Here is a 17,499-nt window from a genome sequence, read left to right as displayed (position 1 = left end):
CCTATAAGCGCTTTATTTTTGATTACGCTTGCGCGCGTTTTTACCCGGACGTTTTTTTGCTTTTGCTGCTTTCTTCTTTTTCGATTTTTTGTGTTCAGCATCAGGTTTGGCACGTCTATTGGTTTTGTTAGCTCGGGCGCTATCATTACCTGTACTTGGTTTTATTCGTCGACTTGGCTGACTAACTTGATCGTCGCCCGCTAAGATTAGGTCGATTTTTTTCTCATCCAGATTCACCGCAGCGACCTGAACCTCGAGAACATCTCCGACATGATAACGTTTATGTGTTTTTTCACCGACTAAGCACATTCTCACTTCATCGTGGTTATAAAAATCTTTACCAAGCGAGCTGATATGAACCAAACCTTCAATATGAAAGTCTTGTAAGCGCACAAAAAAACCAAAGTTGGTGACCGTAGCAATAACACCGGTAAAGGTATCACCTACATGATCGCGCATGAATTCACACTTAAGCCAATCGCCAACATCACGAGTCGCATCATCAGCCCGTCTTTCGGTCATCGAGCAATGCTCACCTAACTCGGAAACCTCTTGTTCATCATAAAAATAAAAGCCTTCATTACTTTCATTATGCTGTTGTGCGTTCAATATGGCTTTAATAACCCGATGAACAACCAAATCAGGATAACGCCTGATTGGAGAGGTAAAGTGACTATAAGCTGGAAGTGCTAAACCAAAGTGACCTATATTTTCCGCTTGGTAAACCGCCTGCTTCATTGATCTTAACATCATCGTTTGAATCAGCTCTTTATCAGGTCGGTCAATAACTTTGTCGGTAATTTTGCCAAAATCCGCGGGACTGGGTTGTTCGGTTTTAGGTAGCTCAATACCAAGTTCTGCCAGATATGAGACTAAGTTATTATATTTATCTTCGTTAGGTTTATCATGAACCCGATATAAACCAGGCTTTTGATGCTTGCTAATAAACTTAGCCGTAGCCACATTGGCTAAAATCATACATTCTTCAATGATTTTATGAGCATCATTGCGGATCACCGGTTCGACAGAATCAATTTTTCGATCAGCATTAAAAATAAATCGAACTTCTTCCGTTTCAAACTCAATCGCGCCGCGCTCTCGCCTTGAACCGACTAACGCATGATAAAGTTTATGTAATTCTTCTAAGTCAGATACTCGTTCTTGATATTGCTCTCGCAGCTCTTTATCACCATCTAAAATAGCCGCCACTTTGGTGTAGGTAAAACGCGCATGTGAATTCATCACTGCCGGGTAAAATTTTGAGTCCGATAATACCCCATTCGCGCTAATGGTCATTTCGGCGACCATACACAAGCGATCAACATTAGGGTTTAACGAACACAAGCCATTAGAAAGCACTTCTGGCAACATCGGGATGACTTGATTTGGAAAGTAAACCGAATTACCGCGCTTAATGGCTTCGCCATCAAGAGCTGTGCCCGGGCGGACATAGTAACTCACATCGGCAATTGCCACCCATAAACGCCAACCGCCGGATTTCTCCGGTTGACAAAAAACCGCATCATCAAAATCTCGAGCGTCTTCACCATCAATCGTTACTAGGGGTAATGAGCGCAGATCAACTCGAGGTGATTTCGCCTGTTCTTCAACTTCTGGCGCCAAAGTGGAAATCTCATCGAGTAATGCTTCTGGCCAAATATGAGGGATATCGTGTTGATGTAAGGCAACTTGCACTTCCATTCCCGGAGCCATATGTTCACCAAGTACTTCAACGACTTTGCCAAGCGGTGTTGATCGTTTAGACGGGCGTTGAATAATTTCAATCACCACCATCTGACCATGACGAGCGCCTAAACGTTTTTCTTTAGGGATAATAATTTCATGGTTTATACGAGCATCTTCTGGGATCACGGTAATGATTTCATGCTCAACAAACAGGCGACCAATGATCCGATCTTTACGCGGCACGATTACATCTAAAATACGTACTTCTTGCTTGCCTTTGGCGTCAGCTTCAGCGCTAATTCTTGCTTCCACTACATCGCCATGAATTAATTGACGCATTTCATGATAAGGAATGTATAAATCTTTATCACCTTGATCTGGCTTTAAAAAACCAAACCCGTCACGATGACCAATGACTTCGCCGGTAATAATCGACGTTTGGGCCGCTATCGCATATTGTTTAAACTTAGTGAAGACCAACTGGCCAGCATTTTCCATCGCTCTGAGTCGACGCTTTAAGCCCACTCTTTGTTCTTCATCTTTATATTGAAGTTCTTTACAAAATTGCGCGAAAGTTAATGGGTAGCCTTTTTGCTCAATAATTGACAACAACAACTCTCGACTGGCGATAGGTTTGTCGTATTTTTGCGATTCGCGTTTCAAATGTGGATCTTTATGCTTCACTATATCTTCTTATTGCGTTTTTTTAGAGTATACCATCAAGTCTATAACACCACATAAGTATTTCCCCTCATGCCGTTAATTTAGGATAAGAGCCATCTGTCTTAAAGAATGGGTAAAGTATCGTGTTAGATTAAATAAATGTTGCAACAGGTTTAGATAAATTTAAAATGAAGGTGATTGATATCTAATAATAATTGAGAGAATAATAATGAAAAAACTTCTTCTGGGTACACTTTTAACCCTCATGAGCGTCTCGTCGGCTTTTGCCGCTCATCCGCAATGTGGTAAAACCGAATTGGCTGAAATTATGGACATCATGAAAGATGATATGAAAGCCATAAAAGCCGCGACCAAAGCCAAAGAACAAGATAAAGTAACCGCACTGGCAGAAAAGCTGTTAGTGTCTGTTCAGAAAGCCGATGCTTATGTCCCTTTAAAAATCTCAGATAGCAAGGAACTAAATGCGCAACAAACAGAGCAATTTAACGACTACAAAAAGGGCATGGAATTGCTCACAAAAGCGGTGGTTGAACTGACTAAAGCGGATTCTATTGAAGCACAAAAAATAGCCCTTGCGGTTATTGGTAAAAGCGCTAAAAAAGGTCACAAAGCATTTAAAATGGACTGTGACGACGTTTAATCCCCTGCACGATAAAACCACATGGTCGTTATTTGTTTAACGACTATGTGTCATTTCCTGCAACAACCGAGATACTTTAGATGAAAATTCGAGTTTGGGATAACTTCACCCGAATCTATCATATGGCACAATTGGTGCTAATAGCTGTGCTTTGGTATAGCGCTGAAGAAGCCCTATTTGATCTTCATTTTAGCTGTGCATTTATCTTATTTGGGCTTTGGCTTACGCGCCTAGTGTGGGGGTTTGTGGGCAGTGAGAGCTCACGCTTTAGTCAATTTATCAAATCGCCAATATCGGTATGCAAACATTTGCTCAAGCGAGAACAAAGACCCAATCACTTAGGGCACAACCCTATCGGTGGTTACATGGTATTGGCGCTTTTACTCAGTTTGGGGCTGCAGTTGGTTACGGGTTTATTTGCCAGTGATGACGTTTTTTCTGAAGGCCCTTTATATCCATTTTTTAGTGAGTCGTTGGTTGCTCAAATGGATTCATTACACCATGCAAACTTTAATGTTTTACTGTTTTTAATTGGCCTTCACATGAGCGCGGGGGTCCTTCATCTGATCAAGGGTGATAACGTTATTTGGGCGATCATCAGTGGGGTAAAAAAAGACACTGCGGTGAATGCCAACAAGCCGCTTAAGTTTAAGTCCTCTTGGCTTGCGCTGTTGTTATGGGGAGTACTTGCCTTAATGGCTTATGACTTTGGCATGCAATACGCCAGTTACTGATTTTTTTGGCAAAAAAAAGCACCAATTACAATATTGGTGCTTTGTTGTTTTGCTTGGCTTTAACCCTTAAATCGAGAACGATGAGCCACAACCACAGGTTGTTTGAGCGTTGGGGTTATTTACTAAAAAGCGACTTCCTTCAAGCCCTTCGATGTAATCTACCACACCACCAACCAAATATTGTAAACTCATTGGGTCAACAACCATGGTTACCCCTTGTTTTTCGATGGTCATATCGCCTTCATTCACCTTTTCATCAAAAGTGAAACCGTACTGAAAGCCTGAACATCCACCACCAGTAACATAAACCCTAAGCTTTAAATCTGGATTCTCTTCTTCAGTAATCAACACCTTAACTTTGGCGGCGGCAGCATCACTGAATTGAATTGGCATTTCGCTGTTTGACATAACTACTCTAATTACTACGCAAGATTGTGCAAATTATCTTAAACCTGAGCTATTTAATCAAGTATTTGATTAAATTGTTTACTCTACAACCTCTGACCAAGGGTACACCTGATCCAGACGCTGATACTTTTGCCAACGCCCTTTGGGCATAACTGCAGAAACGCTGACTTGCTCTGGTATGAAGTTTTGTGCAAGACTGAATTCGGTTTCAAAGACTTGAAAATATTGAAAACTAAAAGAAAGTTCGTCTTTGGTTACTGGTGATACATTTTCTAATTTGATCGTCGCAGGGCGGTTATCAAGGCTGCCAACAAAACTTACTTCAACGTGCCCTTTGACATTGCTTTTGGTCTTTTCTTGTTGGACCAAAACAACACGTATTCGATAATGATTTTCACTGACGCTGGGAATAATATTAACTTCGTCAATAATAATGCCGTTAAGTTGTTTTTCAGGTGCCATTATTTTTTCGTAGAAAGCTAACTGTTTTTTTAACTCAAAATGCTGTTCTTCAAGTTTGCGCAAGCTTTCTTGTGCTTTTTGATTTGCCAGTTTTTCGATTTCTAATTCGACCGTCAGGGTATTGATTCGAGATAGAGCGCTTTCATTTTGTTGGTATAACTTATCCAGACGAGCCGTTTGTTGTTCGATTAACTCAGTCTGATGCTTATGAAAATAATTACCGAGTTTGTAAGCGCCTAGGCCTACCAAAAGTAACAGGGTAAAACTGGTTAGTAATATTTTGAATGCACCAAATTTTTGATGCAATTTCGCCAGTGATAATTTTTTTAACCAATTCATTATTAACGTTTTATCTAATACTATCTATGTTAAAATCTGTAACGCTCACATACGAGATACAAAAAGATAATGAACTCTAACAAGGAACGCTAATGTCTCTGGCTTCGCTAAGGAAAAAACTTGCAAAACCTGTGCCCTCTTGGCAGTTGTGCCTGCTTGGGATCATTGGTGGTGCGCTAGCCTCATTATTTATCATCATTTTCAGATTAAGCATCGAATCTATCCAATTACTCTATTTGGATAATATAGACGATTTCACTACTCTATCAGAAATTGAACGTTTAATAACCCCTATTGTTGCAGTTAGTTTAATATTACTGCTCGCTTGGGCCATTAAATTTAAGTATTACCGAATGGGTATTCCCTTTGTAATCCACAGGTTAAAGGTTGCTTATGGCCATATTCCGATGCGAAATACCATCACCCAATTTTTTGGCAGTATCTTTGCCCTAGCCGGTGGCTTTTCGGTCGGTAGAGAAGGACCGGCCGTGCATATAGGGGCTGCCAGCAGTAGTTTTCTAGGCGCCCGTTTAAAGTTACCTAAAAATGCGATTAAAACCATGTGTGCCTGTGGTGTGGCCGCCGGTATTTCTGCCAGTTTCAACACCCCATTAGCCGCGGTAATGTTTGTTATGGAAGTCATATTGCGCGAATACAAAATGCATATCTTTGTCCCCGTTATTCTGGCTTCTATTATTGGTTCAATAATGACCAATGCGGTTTTTGGCTCATATCATGACGTCGATTTTTTTCCTTATATTGCGATCGATTTTTGGCATTACCCTCTGTTAATTTTATTCGGTATTGCACTTGGTTTTTTGGGGACCATGTTTAATCAATGTTTGATGGCCACAATCAAAGCATCGCGTCATCACCATATGTACAAACGCCTGATTTTAGCAGCCTTAGTGATGGGCTTAATCGGGTATTTGGTTCCGCAAAGTATGGGGGCAGGCTTAACAGGGGTTGGCCTTTTGGTAAATCAAAATCCTCACATTAGCCTTATTTTTAGTTTACTGGTCGCCAAATTCTTCGCCACCGCCTTGGTTTTAGGTTTGGGAATTCCTGGTGGTGTTATTGGTCCAACGTTGACCATAGGGGCCATAGCCGGTGCTATTATGGGGTATTTTGTTGGATTTATTTATCAAGATATTCACTTTATGGGGGACTATGCTCTTTTAGGTATGTCTGGGATGCTGGCGGCCACTTTAAACGCCCCACTCGCAGCCTTGTTAACGGTCATTGAATTGTCAAACCAATTAGAGCTTGCCTTACCGGCGATGGTCGTCATTACCACGGCTTTTTTAACCTCTAGCCAATTTTTAAAAAATCGTTCGATTTTTCTTCAACAACTGCGTTATCAAGAGTTACCTTATAAATTGTCGCATGTAGAAAGTTCCCTCCAAAAGTACGGGGTACTCGGGTCGATGGACACTAACATTAAAATCATCCACAGTGATGATGACCAAGAAATTAGCACCTTTTTCGACCGACACCACATGGATAATCATATTATTTCCTGCCATAGCAACGGGGATTTGTCGTTGTGGGAAATCGACTTTAATGCCCAGCTAAGGGCGGAGAATGAGCCTGGATTGATGCAATTTAAAATGCAAGGATTAAGTTCGCAAGAAACTTTATCCGAAGCCTTTAATATACTCTCTGACAAACGCCTTGGGGCTGTTTACATTTACGACACCGAAGACAGTAATCAACAACAAGTGATTGGTATTTTACCATTTCAAAAAATTCGTCAACAACTTACCAAAGGATATAAATAATGACCACAATCTTATGGTTAAAAGCCCTTCATATTGCGTTTATGGTGGCCTGGTTTGCCGGTATTTTCTACCTGCCCAGACTGTTTGTCTATCATGCTGAAACCGACAATGTCGATGTACAAGCGCAACTGAAAGTGATGGAACGCAGATTACTCTATTTTATCAGCCCATTTGCCTTATTAACTTTAGCCTTTGGTTTAGCACTTATTTACCAGCTGGGCGGCGCTTGGTTTGTTGCATCGCATTGGCTTCATGCAAAACTTTTATTGGTGGCCATATTATTTATTTATCATGGTTACTGTTTTAAGTTACTTAAAACCTTCGCTAATGATCAAAATACTCGCTCAGGTAAATTTTATCGAGTGCTCAATGAAATGCCGGTATTTATCTTGTTTGGCACCATTATTTTGGCGGTCGTAAAACCCGGTTTATAAAGATTTAACTCGGGTGAATTTTGCGCCTTCGCCTTGCGAAAACAACGTTCAATAACGCCAGAGAATATGCTAAAGTTCGCAGCAATTAAAATAACCTTTATAACCGCGTTAGCATTGGCTCACCAACTGCGCTAATAACGATATAACAAGTGGGTATCAACCATGATGAATTTTCAAGGCAGTCATATTCTGTCGATATCTCAATTTGACAGAGATTCTGTTTCTCGGATCTTAGATGTTGCCAAAGCAATGATCCCTTATGCCGCCAGACAAAAACGTTGCCATGTATTAGAAGGTGCCATTTTAAATAACCTGTTTTTTGAACCCAGTACCCGCACTCGGATCTCTTTTGGTACGGCGTTTCAACTACTCGGTGGTTTTGTCCACGAAACGGTTGGGGTAGAGGGTTCTTCCCTATCAAAAGGGGAATCGTTGTTCGACACCGCTAAAGTAATTAGTGGTTACAGTGACGTAATTGCTATGCGCCACCCAGATATGCATTCGGTTGCTGAATTTGCCAAAGGCAGTACCGTACCGGTGATTAATGGGGGTGACGGTGCCAATGAACACCCAACTCAGGCTTTGTTGGATTTATTTACGATTGATGCAGAAATGCGTCGATTTAATAAAGGGATCGATGGTTTAAACATTGTCCTAATGGGTGATTTAAAACATGGTCGCACTGTTCACTCGTTATCTCGTTTACTGTGTTTATACAAGAATTTACATGTCACACTGCTGGCGCCAAAAGCATTACAGATGCCAACAAACATTGTTAACTTACTGACCAACGCAGGTCATAAGGTTACCATTACCGAGTCCATGGCAGACAGCTTACAAAGCGACGTGGTTTATCAAACCCGTATTCAGCAAGAACGCTTTGAAAGTCAGCAAGAAGCTGATCTGTATCGTGGTCACTTTAGTTTAAATAAGAAAATCTACGAGCAATACTGTAAGGATCATACTGTGATCATGCACCCACTGCCTAGAGATTCACGCCCTGAAGCGAATGAGTTAGATAATGATTTAAACGATAATCACAATCTGGCAATTTTCCGTCAAGCACAAAATGGGGTACTGGTGAGAATGGCATTATTTGCCTTAACCTTAGGGGTTGATGAAAAACTCACACAATATGAAAAACCGGTCACTTGGTACACCAACAAATAACCCAGAACACTTTTAGGTAAATATATGTCACATTCTCAACAACTTTTTCAACAAGCACAACAGACCATTCCTGGCGGTGTTAACTCGCCGGTCCGCGCATTTAAAGGCGTCGGCGGAACGCCTCGCTTTATTGAGCGAGCGCAGGGGGCGTATATTTTTGATGCCGACCAAAATAAATACATCGATTATGTCGGCTCTTGGGGTCCGATGATCCTAGGTCATAATGATCCGGTCATTTTAGATGCGGTGATTAAAACAGCGCAAAATGGTTTAAGTTTTGGTGCTCCTACCGAGTTAGAAATCACCATGGCTGAAAAGGTACGTGAGTTGGTGCCTAGTATGCAGAAATTGCGCATGGTAAGTTCAGGCACCGAAGCGACAATGAGCGCGATTCGATTAGCGCGAGGTTACACTGGCCGTGACAAAATCTTAAAATTTGAAGGCTGTTACCACGGTCACGCCGACTCTTTGTTAGTAAAAGCAGGCTCTGGTGCTCTCACCCTAGGCGTGCCTAATTCCCCTGGAATTCCTGCCGACTTTGCCAAACATACTTTAACCGTTACCTACAATGATATTGAGTCTGTTAAACAAATATTTGCCCAATATGGTGATGATATTGCATGTATCATCGTTGAACCGGTTGCCGGCAACATGAACTGCGTGCCACCAGTTGAAGGGTTCTTAGAAGGTTTACGAAGCATTTGTGACCAGTATCAGTCGGTATTAATCTTTGATGAAGTTATGACCGGTTTTCGAGTCGCGCTAGGTGGTGCTCAAGCCCATTACAATATTGAACCGGACTTGACGACCCTAGGTAAAGTGATTGGTGGCGGTATGCCTGTTGGTGCCTTTGGTGGTAAAGCAGAAATTATGGATTATATCGCTCCGGTTGGACCTGTGTATCAAGCCGGTACTCTGTCTGGTAACCCGATTGCCATGGCTGCCGGATTTGCAGCTTTAAGCCAGTTAAGCGAAAAAGATATCCATAGCCAGTTAACCATCAATACAGAAAAACTGGCAAAAGGATTAAAAGCTGCGGCCAATAAATATAATATCCCACTAAGCATTAACTATGTTGGTGGAATGTTTGGTTTCTTCTTTACTGAGCAAGAAAACGTTACAACATTTGAACAAGTGATGGCGTGTGACACAGAACGCTTTAATACCTTCTTCCACTTAATGTTAGAGCAAGGGGTATATTTAGCGCCTTCAGCATTTGAAGCAGGGTTTTTATCAGCCGCGCATACTGATGCCGATATTGATGCCACCATTTTAGCAGCAGAACGTTGTTTTGCTAAAATGTAATATCTCGCAATAACCGCCGTTTTTTGCCATTAAAAAGGGAGCTTTCGCTCCCTTTGTTATATCTATTACCATGCTCTTGGACTTTGGCTCAGTTCGCGAGAAGGTAATGCCTTGGTATTAGTCACTCCCCATACCAAATAGCTGTTCTAACCATGATGGTGCTTCGGTTTCGATCAACAAACAGTCACTGGCATAGGATATACCGTCAGAAATTGCCGGATACTTAGCTACATCAGCACAATTATCCTGAACCGCATTTCCCGTGGTTAATTCAAAGGTGGTGTATTCAATCCCTTCTGGAACATAATCAGAACGATTGAAACCACCATATTTCTGTAAAAAGTTACTATAAAGTGACAGTGCCCCGCTGCTCCCCGTTAACCCCATAGGCTTATTGTCATCACGACCGATCCATGTAGTTACCACGGTATCGAGATCATAACCAACGAACCAAGAGTCCCTAAGATCATTACTGGTGCCTGTTTTTCCGGCCAAAATCAAATCAGGAAACTGCCATGATAAAGACTGAGCGGTGCCAGTTTTGGTCACTTGCCTTAAGGCGTACTCAATTAAGAAAGCGCCTTGGGAAGATAACCTTCCATCAACCGCTTTATAGCGTTGCCATAAAATATCGCCATCGGCCGAAGACACCAATTGAATGGCTGATGGGGCATGATATACGCCGGCATTAGCAATGGTATTAAACCATTGGTTGACTTCAAAAGCCGACATATTGGTGGTACCGAGTAACATACTCGGCAGTAATTCAACCTCACCAGAATAACCGAGTGCTTGAAGCGTTTGCGCAACCTTTTGCGTACCTAGCTCCATGCCTAAATTGACTGTTGGCACATTTAATGATTTGACTAAGCCCTCAATCAGAGGCACGCTATCTCGGTATTTGCCATCATAATTTTTGGGCTTCCAGGTTTTACCATTATTGTTCTGTAATGTAATAGGTTTATCGACTAACGGGGTCGCCAAATTGTACTGCTCATACCGCTCTAACGCCGTCAGATAAACCACGGGTTTAATTAGTGAACCAATCGGCCTTTTGGCATCTAAAGCACGGTTAAAACCAGAATATTTTACCTCTCGACCTCCGATAACGGCATTAATCGCCCCTGTTCTCACTTCGCTTATCACCATCGCGACTTCTAAGTCGTCAACGTCTGTGCGGTTCTTTTCAAGTGTTGATAAACGCTCTTTTACCGATTGTTCTGCATCAAGCTGTTTGTGTAAATCAAATGCGGTAAAGACCTTAATACCAGATTGTAATACTTTACTGGCACCGATTTTATGCAATTCTCGACGAACAAGTTGCATATAAGCGGGGAAAGAATGTTTGTCCATACGACGCGATGTTCGAATCGACAAAGGGGTGCTTAGTGCGAGTTCATATTCTGCTTGAGAAATAATTTCATCTTGATACATCAACCGTAATACCAAATCACGTCGTTGCACTGCACGTTCTTGATTACGCCATGGATCGTAATAAGACGGGCCTTTAACTTGTGCCACCAACAAGGCCACTTCTGCTGCATTTAATTGGCTTATGGATTTGCCAAAATAAAATTGTGAGCCTAAGCCAAAACCGTAAATACCATTGGCAAAGTGTTGGCCTAAATAGACTTGATTAATATAGGCTTCTAATAGTTGATCCTTGGAGTAGCGAATTTCCATGATAATGGACATCAAGGCTTCATTAACCTTGCGCCAGATCGTTTTTTCGCTATTGAGGTACATATTTTTGGCAAGTTGTTGGGTTAAAGTACTGCCACCTTGCACTCTTTTACCGGCAAGTAAGTTATGCCAGAATGCCCGTAATATGCCAGTTGGCGACACCCCATGATGATTGTAAAAATCTTTATCCTCTACCAGTAGCAAAGTGTCAATTAACCGATCTGGTAGCATTTCAAGGGAAACATAAACCCTATCTTCACCTTGTGGCGACAAAATACGGTCGATTAATAAAGGTTCAAGTTTAACACTTGAGACTTCTTCATCATCTTGCCATAAGCGGTATACATCACCACCACGTTGTTCAATCAACAATTTAGTCGCAGGCTCTAGGCCATAACCAAAATCAAAGGGACGACGATAAACAGTTAATCTGTTGTTATTTCGACTAAATTCACCGGGTTGTTCGACTCGCTTTACACGCTGGTAGCCAACTTGTTCTAGCTCATATTCGATGCGGGGGTATTTGATCGCTTGGTTAGGTGTTAACACTCTAACCTTACTGTATATTTGCGCCGGTATTTCCCAGCGTTGACCTTCAAATGTGCGCCTTACTTTACCATCTAGATAAATACTATAAAGAGCAAAAGTGACCACAAAAATAATGGATAACTTCAGTGCAGTATGGAACAACCAATGACTTAACCCTAAATGTGAATTATTAGCTTTTGCCACATGGCCTTTGGTGAAGCCTTTGGGTTTAATAAACTTTCTTTTACTCATGATCCATTTTATCTAATTTTAAGGAGATTTCTTCCATAACATAACGGTCGCAATACATACTGGATAAAAAATGGTTATGACCAACTTACCATTGAATTGAACAAATAACCAGCACCATTGTTCTAAGCTTTAGCCTATAAAAACATACTCATATGCTATCACAATAGTAGAAAAATAATCATCCTGACAACTTGCTTACACTGCTTTAATGACTTTGCTTTGATATAATTTAAAGCTGTCCTTAGTAAAAGCGAAAGAATATGTCTCAATTTAACCTATTAGCCATTTTAGGTGCTACAGCATCAGGTAAGACACGACTGGCAGTTGACTTAGCAAAACAACTCAATGGAGAAGTGATTTCAGCCGATTCAAGACAAGTATATAAAGGTCTAGATATCGGCAGTGGTAAAGACTTAGAAGAATATGGAACGATTCCTTATCACCTTATCGATATTGTAGAACCTGGTTACGAATATAATATTTTTGATTTTCAGGGCGATTTTATTAAGGCTTTCGAAGACATTACCGAGCGTAATAAATTTCCAATCTTAGCCGGAGGCTCTGCCCTTTACGTCGATGCAGTTTTAAAAGATTACCGACTGGTTGAAGTGCCCACAAACCCAAAACTTAGAGCCGAGCTCGAAGATAAAACCCAGCCGCAACTTGCCGATATTTTATTGTCCTTAAAACCCAATCAGCACAATACAACCGACTTACTTGAGCGCGAACGTATTATTCGAGCGATAGAAATAGCCAAAGGTGAGTTAGATTCGAGCAATCCAAGTCATCAAATGCCCAATATCACTCCATTGATCATGGCAATAAAATGGTCGCGAGAACAATCTCGAGAACGGATCACTTACCGTTTAAAACAACGCTTTGAACAAGGTTTAATCGACGAAGTCGAAACACTTCACAAGCAAGGCGTGAGCTGGGACACCCTGTACTTCTACGGCTTAGAATACCGCTTTATTGGTCAATATTTGCAAGGCCTAATAAACAAAAATGACTGTTTTCAAAAGCTTAATTCTGCTATCCATCAATTTGCAAAAAAGCAAGACACTTGGTTACGCCGACTAGAGCGACAAGGACAACAAGTTCACTGGCTCGATGGGCAACAGCCATTATTAGCGCAAGCAATGCAAGTGATCGCCAACCAAAACAGTTCAACAACCTAATGACTTCACCAAACGTACTATTGACTTAACTGGCGTTTGGTTTTGCGCGTGGCTTCGGCATTCGCCGGGTCGTCAGGCCAATAGTGCTTAGGGTATTGTGATTTCATCTCTTTTTGCACTGCCTTATAACTGCCCTGCCAGAATGCTTGTAAGTCTTGGGTGACTTGAATAGGTCGTTTGGCGGGTGACAGGATTTCCAAAATCAGTGGCACCTGTTTTCCCGACTGTTTATCCCCAACCATAGGGGTAATTTGGAGACCATAAAGTTCTTGCATTGGTAAAGATACAATTGGGTTTTGTTGCAGCGAATAGCGAATAGGGCATTGGCGTTTTGTCGGCCCGATAAAAAACTCTGGAGCAAGTCGATTAAGAGTCTGTTGCTGTTGATAATCAAACATTGATAACAGCATATCACTCAGATTTTGTTTCGCTAACTGGGCTTTGCTTTTTATTTGCCCAACAAACGGCATAAACCAAATAGCTAAGTTTGCTAATAACTCGGCATCTTCAACATTTGGTAAATCGACATCCTTACTATGTTGCTCTAACCAGCGCATTCGAGTCCGTAATTGTAAATCTTTTTCCTGCCAAGGTAGCCAAGAAATACCGTGTTTAACAACTTGTTGAGCCCATAATTGAGCCACCAGATTATCGTCATTAACCGGCTTTGGTGTTTGTGATAAAAGTAATGGCCCTAATAATTTTTGTTCAAAGCTGAGGATCTTGTCACCTTGCTCGTCGTACTCAAGGCGATAGCGAGTGTGGGGTTGAAAAATATTAAGAGCTTGCAATTGCTTGAGCTCTACCTTACAGCCTAAAGAAACATAGGTTTTATGTTTTACTGTGGTTAAGCGGGCAGCAACAATAAAGTCCTCGTTGGCCAAGGTATCGGCCTCGAAGATAAAAACGCCCTTTTGTGATGCGGTTAAGAACTCTCCTAACTTGCCTCTATTTTTAGCCACTTGCTCAGGAAAGGCCAAAGCCAATAAACTGCCAGCCATGTTCACCGGTAAATGGGTAAAGCTTGATGATAACACCTTTGAGCTGATTTTTAGTTGCGACGCTAATCGTTTCACCTGCCATAAAACTTGCTTAAACTGTTCAGGCTTTTGACTAAATAAACGCAGTCGATGCTCAATATCACAATCTTGGTTCGCCTGCTGATGGCGAATAATATCTCGTTCTTCTATAAGCGCGGCTAAAGTGCATGCGAGTAACGTCAGATGATTCTCTTTTATCTTACCTTCTAGCGCTTTAGCTTTGACTAACATATGACCTAGTCGCGGCTGACAAGACAATTTACTGACACTATGGCCATGTTTGGTCAGCTTGTGCTGCTGATCAACCATTCCCAACAACTCAAACTGAGTCCATATTGCTTGCTCTGTGGTTGCTTTGGGATGCTCTAGCAAAGGCAATTGAGCAAGGCTATTTACTCCCCAACGAGCGGCCTCTAGAATCAACGAAGTAATGTCTGATTGCATTATTTCACTGATATTGTGCTCATTGCGACGAGAAAAATCTTCTTGCGAATATAACCGGATGCAACGGCCAGGACCTAAACGCCCTGCCCGACCAGCTCTTTGAATGGCTGAATCTTTTGCCGTTTGTTGCAGTTTTAATATATTCGCTTGCGTGTTTACATCGTAAATCGCTACTTTTTCTAAACCGGAGTCAATAACCAAATCGATGCCATCAATGGTTAAACTTGTTTCGGCGATATTAGTAGCAAGAACCAGTTTTTGCATCTTGGCTGGGGCCGGATTAATCGCTTGTTGTTGAGCGGTTAAACTCAGTTCACCATAAAGTGGCGTTAACAACATATGAGGCGGTAACTGACCCTTTAAGTTTGCTATAAGATAGCGAATATCCGCCACTCCAGGTAAAAAAACGAGGATAGAACCTTGATGAGTTCGAATAGCTTTGTTGATTTCAGCTAAAGCATTCTCTCGCCATGTTCTTAGCGTGGACGGGGGGCGATAATCAATCTCGACTGGGAAACTTCGACCATGACTGGTCAAAGTCACCACACCCGGCAAAGCCTGCTGCAAGTGAGTACTCGCTAGCGTCGCCGACATTAACAGCAGGCTTAAGTCTTCTCTTAGCCCTGCTTGAATGTCTTGGCACAAAGCAAAAGCAAGATCAGAATGTAATGAGCGCTCATGAAACTCATCAAAAATGACTAATGAGCAGCCCGTCAACTCAGGATCTTGCTGAATTAGCTGGGTTAATATCCCTTCAGTAACCACTTCAAGGCGCGTCTTAGGGCTTACCTTAGTTTCATTTCTTAAGCGATAACCAACGGTTTGACCGACATCTTCACCTAATTGCTGTGCCAAATATGAGGCCACATTTTTAGCCGCTATTCGACGTGGTTGCAGTAAGTAAATCTTTTCATTCTGATATTTTTCAATGTCTAGTAACCACAAAGGCAGGCAAGTCGATTTACCGGCTCCAGGAGGAGCGTTAAGGATCACCATGTTGTGATTTTCAATCGCTTGCAATAACGAGGATTTTATCTCGTATATAGGTAATACAGATGAATCTGAATAAGAATTAGACATGTAGGTAACAAACCGCTAGAGCCATAATCGATTTAAGGGTAGTTTATACCATAAAGGTAAGTTAAGAGGACAGGGATTTGAACAGACGGGTATTTTTTGGCTTGTCACCATCGGCCAAATCAAAAACAGAAATAGACCAATGGCGCCAACAATATTTAACCCATCTAAATAATAAAAAGTTAAAGCCTGTCGCCGTTGAAAACTTTCATCTAACCTTATTTTTTATTGGCTTTGTTGATCAAAAAGCATTCAGCAAACTTTTTGCGCTTGGTGATACCATTAATGCTCAGCCTTTTAGCTTAACATTAAATACCCTAGGGCTATTCAAACGACCCAAAGTATTGTATTTAGGTTGCCAGACGATACCAACAGAGCTACAGCAGTTGGCTTCATTACTGGCCAAGCAGCTCGGTGATCTTGGTTTTACCCATCAGCACTCCACATTTGTTCCCCATTTAACCCTTTGCCGCAAGGCAACCGAAGCGGTGTTAGCACAACAAGATTTTGCATTTACATTGTTTTTTAACGACTTTTGCTTATATGAGTCAACAACAGTTGACGACAAGGTGAAATACAACATTTTAAAGCGCTGGTCATTGCAATGATGACAAATCGCTTAAAGCAAGCATGAGCATTGTGATATTAAAATGAGCTAGGTAAAATTAGGCTTCAACTTGCTATGCGACACCACTTTATGTCTTTATATATAAATTTATTCTTATCTTCTTTGCGCCCGATCACCTTCTTTTTACCTTGCGCAGCCATTATTTTAGGCTGTGGTTTAGCCGCTTTTGATGGGGTTATTGACGGGCTTTTGTTTAGTGCTTTGTTGTTTCTCAGTATCTTTGCTCAAATGATTTACAACCTGGTGCAAGATTATCAACGCGCTTTTATTAGCCACCAAGTTGTCGCAAAAACCGAAACCAGTAAACAGGCACGCTATCAAACTCGCATATCAATGCTCAAGCTTATCTTGGCAAGTTACGCCACCTTTGTACTGGCTTTGCTGTTATTTGTGGGTTCGGCGGTTCCTAGCTCTTTAATAGGCTACAGCTTAGTCGCTCTTATTGCGCTTATATTTCTTTTGGTTTTGCGCCTTAAAACCAAAGACACTCAACCTGAACATCGGTTACATCAAGTATTTGGCTATCTTAGCCATGCTTTGCTTTTTGGCGCTCTGCCAAGTCTATTAAGCTACCATGTATTAACGGCATCAATGAACGCCTACATCGTCATCTTCGCGTTTATTTCAGCCTTTTTATCATTGCTGTTATACATGGCAAATAAGGTTAAAAAGATCATTGAAGGCATAGAACGACAAGGAGAATATGTACAAATATCAAACAATAAGACCTTGCGCTTATTGCTGACAGCTCAAAAGTGGACCGTATTACTTTGTACTTTAGCAACCCTTCTTAGCGCTTATTTTTTCTATATTCCAATTCTTACTGGTCTATGTTTGTTGGCAACACCATCGTTAATCGCCAGCGCTATTACCCTTGAACACTTTCCCGAATCAGATGTTGCCCAATCCCAAACGAGTAAAATATCGATCGCTTGTTTTGCGTATTGGGTATTATTTGTTATCGGACTGATGCTGTAAAACCTGAGGGTATAAAAAAGAGGCGCACTCGGCGCCTCAATGATATAT

The 17,499-nt window shown here is 41.4% G+C and carries 14 protein-coding genes; 9 read left to right on the top strand and 5 right to left on the bottom strand.

Annotation, left to right across the window (positions count from 1 at the left end):
* Window positions 1-12 precede the first annotated feature (12 nt).
* On the bottom strand, window positions 13-2,370 hold the full coding sequence (gene rnr / locus ACAY00_RS02145) for a ribonuclease R (protein WP_371376592.1): 2,358 nt from the start codon (window positions 2,368-2,370) through the stop codon (window positions 13-15).
* A gap of 208 nt (window positions 2,371-2,578) precedes the next feature.
* Here rnr and ACAY00_RS02140 point away from each other — a divergent pair, with 208 nt between their 5' ends.
* The gene (locus ACAY00_RS02140) at window positions 2,579-3,010 is read left to right on the top strand and encodes a hypothetical protein (protein ID WP_371376590.1); all 432 of its coding nucleotides are present in this window, start codon (window positions 2,579-2,581) and stop codon (window positions 3,008-3,010) included.
* Window positions 3,011-3,090: 80 nt separating this feature from the next.
* Window positions 3,091-3,744 carry a cytochrome b/b6 domain-containing protein gene (locus ACAY00_RS02135; RefSeq protein WP_371376587.1) on the top strand — a complete coding sequence of 218 codons (654 nt, stop codon included), beginning with the start codon at window positions 3,091-3,093 and terminating at the stop codon, window positions 3,742-3,744.
* 66 nt (window positions 3,745-3,810) lie between these two features.
* On the opposite strand, the gene erpA is transcribed toward ACAY00_RS02135, so the two are convergent.
* Complete coding sequence (gene erpA / locus ACAY00_RS02130) at window positions 3,811-4,152, bottom strand: iron-sulfur cluster insertion protein ErpA (RefSeq protein ID WP_371376584.1); 342 nt, start codon at window positions 4,150-4,152, stop codon at window positions 3,811-3,813.
* Window positions 4,153-4,230: 78 nt separating this feature from the next.
* The gene (locus ACAY00_RS02125; RefSeq protein ID WP_371376582.1) at window positions 4,231-4,953 is read right to left on the bottom strand and encodes a DUF6776 family protein; all 723 of its coding nucleotides are present in this window, start codon (window positions 4,951-4,953) and stop codon (window positions 4,231-4,233) included.
* A gap of 92 nt (window positions 4,954-5,045) precedes the next feature.
* On the opposite strand from ACAY00_RS02125, the gene ACAY00_RS02120 reads away from it, so the two are divergent.
* The 4 genes from ACAY00_RS02120 to hemL all read left to right on the top strand — a co-directional run bounded on the left by ACAY00_RS02120 (window position 5,046) and on the right by hemL (window position 9,643).
* On the top strand, window positions 5,046-6,734 hold the full coding sequence (locus ACAY00_RS02120; RefSeq protein WP_371376580.1) for a chloride channel protein: 1,689 nt from the start codon (window positions 5,046-5,048) through the stop codon (window positions 6,732-6,734).
* A complete protein-coding gene (gene hemJ, locus ACAY00_RS02115) occupies window positions 6,734-7,168 on the top strand; it encodes a protoporphyrinogen oxidase HemJ (RefSeq protein ID WP_371376577.1) in 435 nt (144 codons plus the stop codon). Before ACAY00_RS02120 ends, hemJ begins: the two co-directional genes overlap by 1 nt.
* 162 nt (window positions 7,169-7,330) lie before the next feature.
* On the top strand, window positions 7,331-8,338 hold the full coding sequence (locus ACAY00_RS02110) for an aspartate carbamoyltransferase (protein ID WP_371376574.1): 1,008 nt from the start codon (window positions 7,331-7,333) through the stop codon (window positions 8,336-8,338).
* 24 nt (window positions 8,339-8,362) lie between these two features.
* Complete coding sequence (hemL, locus tag ACAY00_RS02105; RefSeq protein WP_371376571.1) at window positions 8,363-9,643, top strand: glutamate-1-semialdehyde 2,1-aminomutase; 1,281 nt, start codon at window positions 8,363-8,365, stop codon at window positions 9,641-9,643.
* A 117-nt stretch (window positions 9,644-9,760) separates the two neighbouring features.
* On the opposite strand, the gene mrcB is transcribed toward hemL, so the two are convergent.
* A complete protein-coding gene (mrcB, locus tag ACAY00_RS02100) occupies window positions 9,761-12,106 on the bottom strand; it encodes a penicillin-binding protein 1B (protein ID WP_371376568.1) in 2,346 nt (781 codons plus the stop codon).
* A 260-nt stretch (window positions 12,107-12,366) separates the two neighbouring features.
* Between mrcB and miaA the strand changes: the two genes are divergently transcribed.
* Entirely contained in the window at window positions 12,367-13,284 is a 918-nt protein-coding gene (gene miaA / locus ACAY00_RS02095) for a tRNA (adenosine(37)-N6)-dimethylallyltransferase MiaA (protein ID WP_371376565.1), read from the top strand.
* Window positions 13,285-13,301: 17 nt separating this feature from the next.
* Here the strand turns inward: miaA and hrpB are convergent, their stop codons facing one another.
* Entirely contained in the window at window positions 13,302-15,848 is a 2,547-nt protein-coding gene (gene hrpB / locus ACAY00_RS02090; protein WP_371376562.1) for an ATP-dependent helicase HrpB, read from the bottom strand.
* Window positions 15,849-15,925: 77 nt separating this feature from the next.
* On the opposite strand from hrpB, the gene thpR reads away from it, so the two are divergent.
* A complete protein-coding gene (thpR, locus tag ACAY00_RS02085) occupies window positions 15,926-16,453 on the top strand; it encodes an RNA 2',3'-cyclic phosphodiesterase (protein ID WP_371376559.1) in 528 nt (175 codons plus the stop codon).
* A gap of 89 nt (window positions 16,454-16,542) precedes the next feature.
* Entirely contained in the window at window positions 16,543-17,451 is a 909-nt protein-coding gene (locus tag ACAY00_RS02080; RefSeq protein ID WP_371376557.1) for a hypothetical protein, read from the top strand.
* Window positions 17,452-17,499: the final 48 nt, after the last annotated feature.

The organism is Thalassotalea sp. 273M-4 (genome assembly GCF_041410465.1).
Classification (GTDB): domain Bacteria; phylum Pseudomonadota; class Gammaproteobacteria; order Enterobacterales; family Alteromonadaceae; genus Thalassotalea_A; species Thalassotalea_A aquiviva.
Note: the sequence above shows the minus strand (reverse complement) of the source record. Positions and strands in the feature narration are given on the sequence as shown.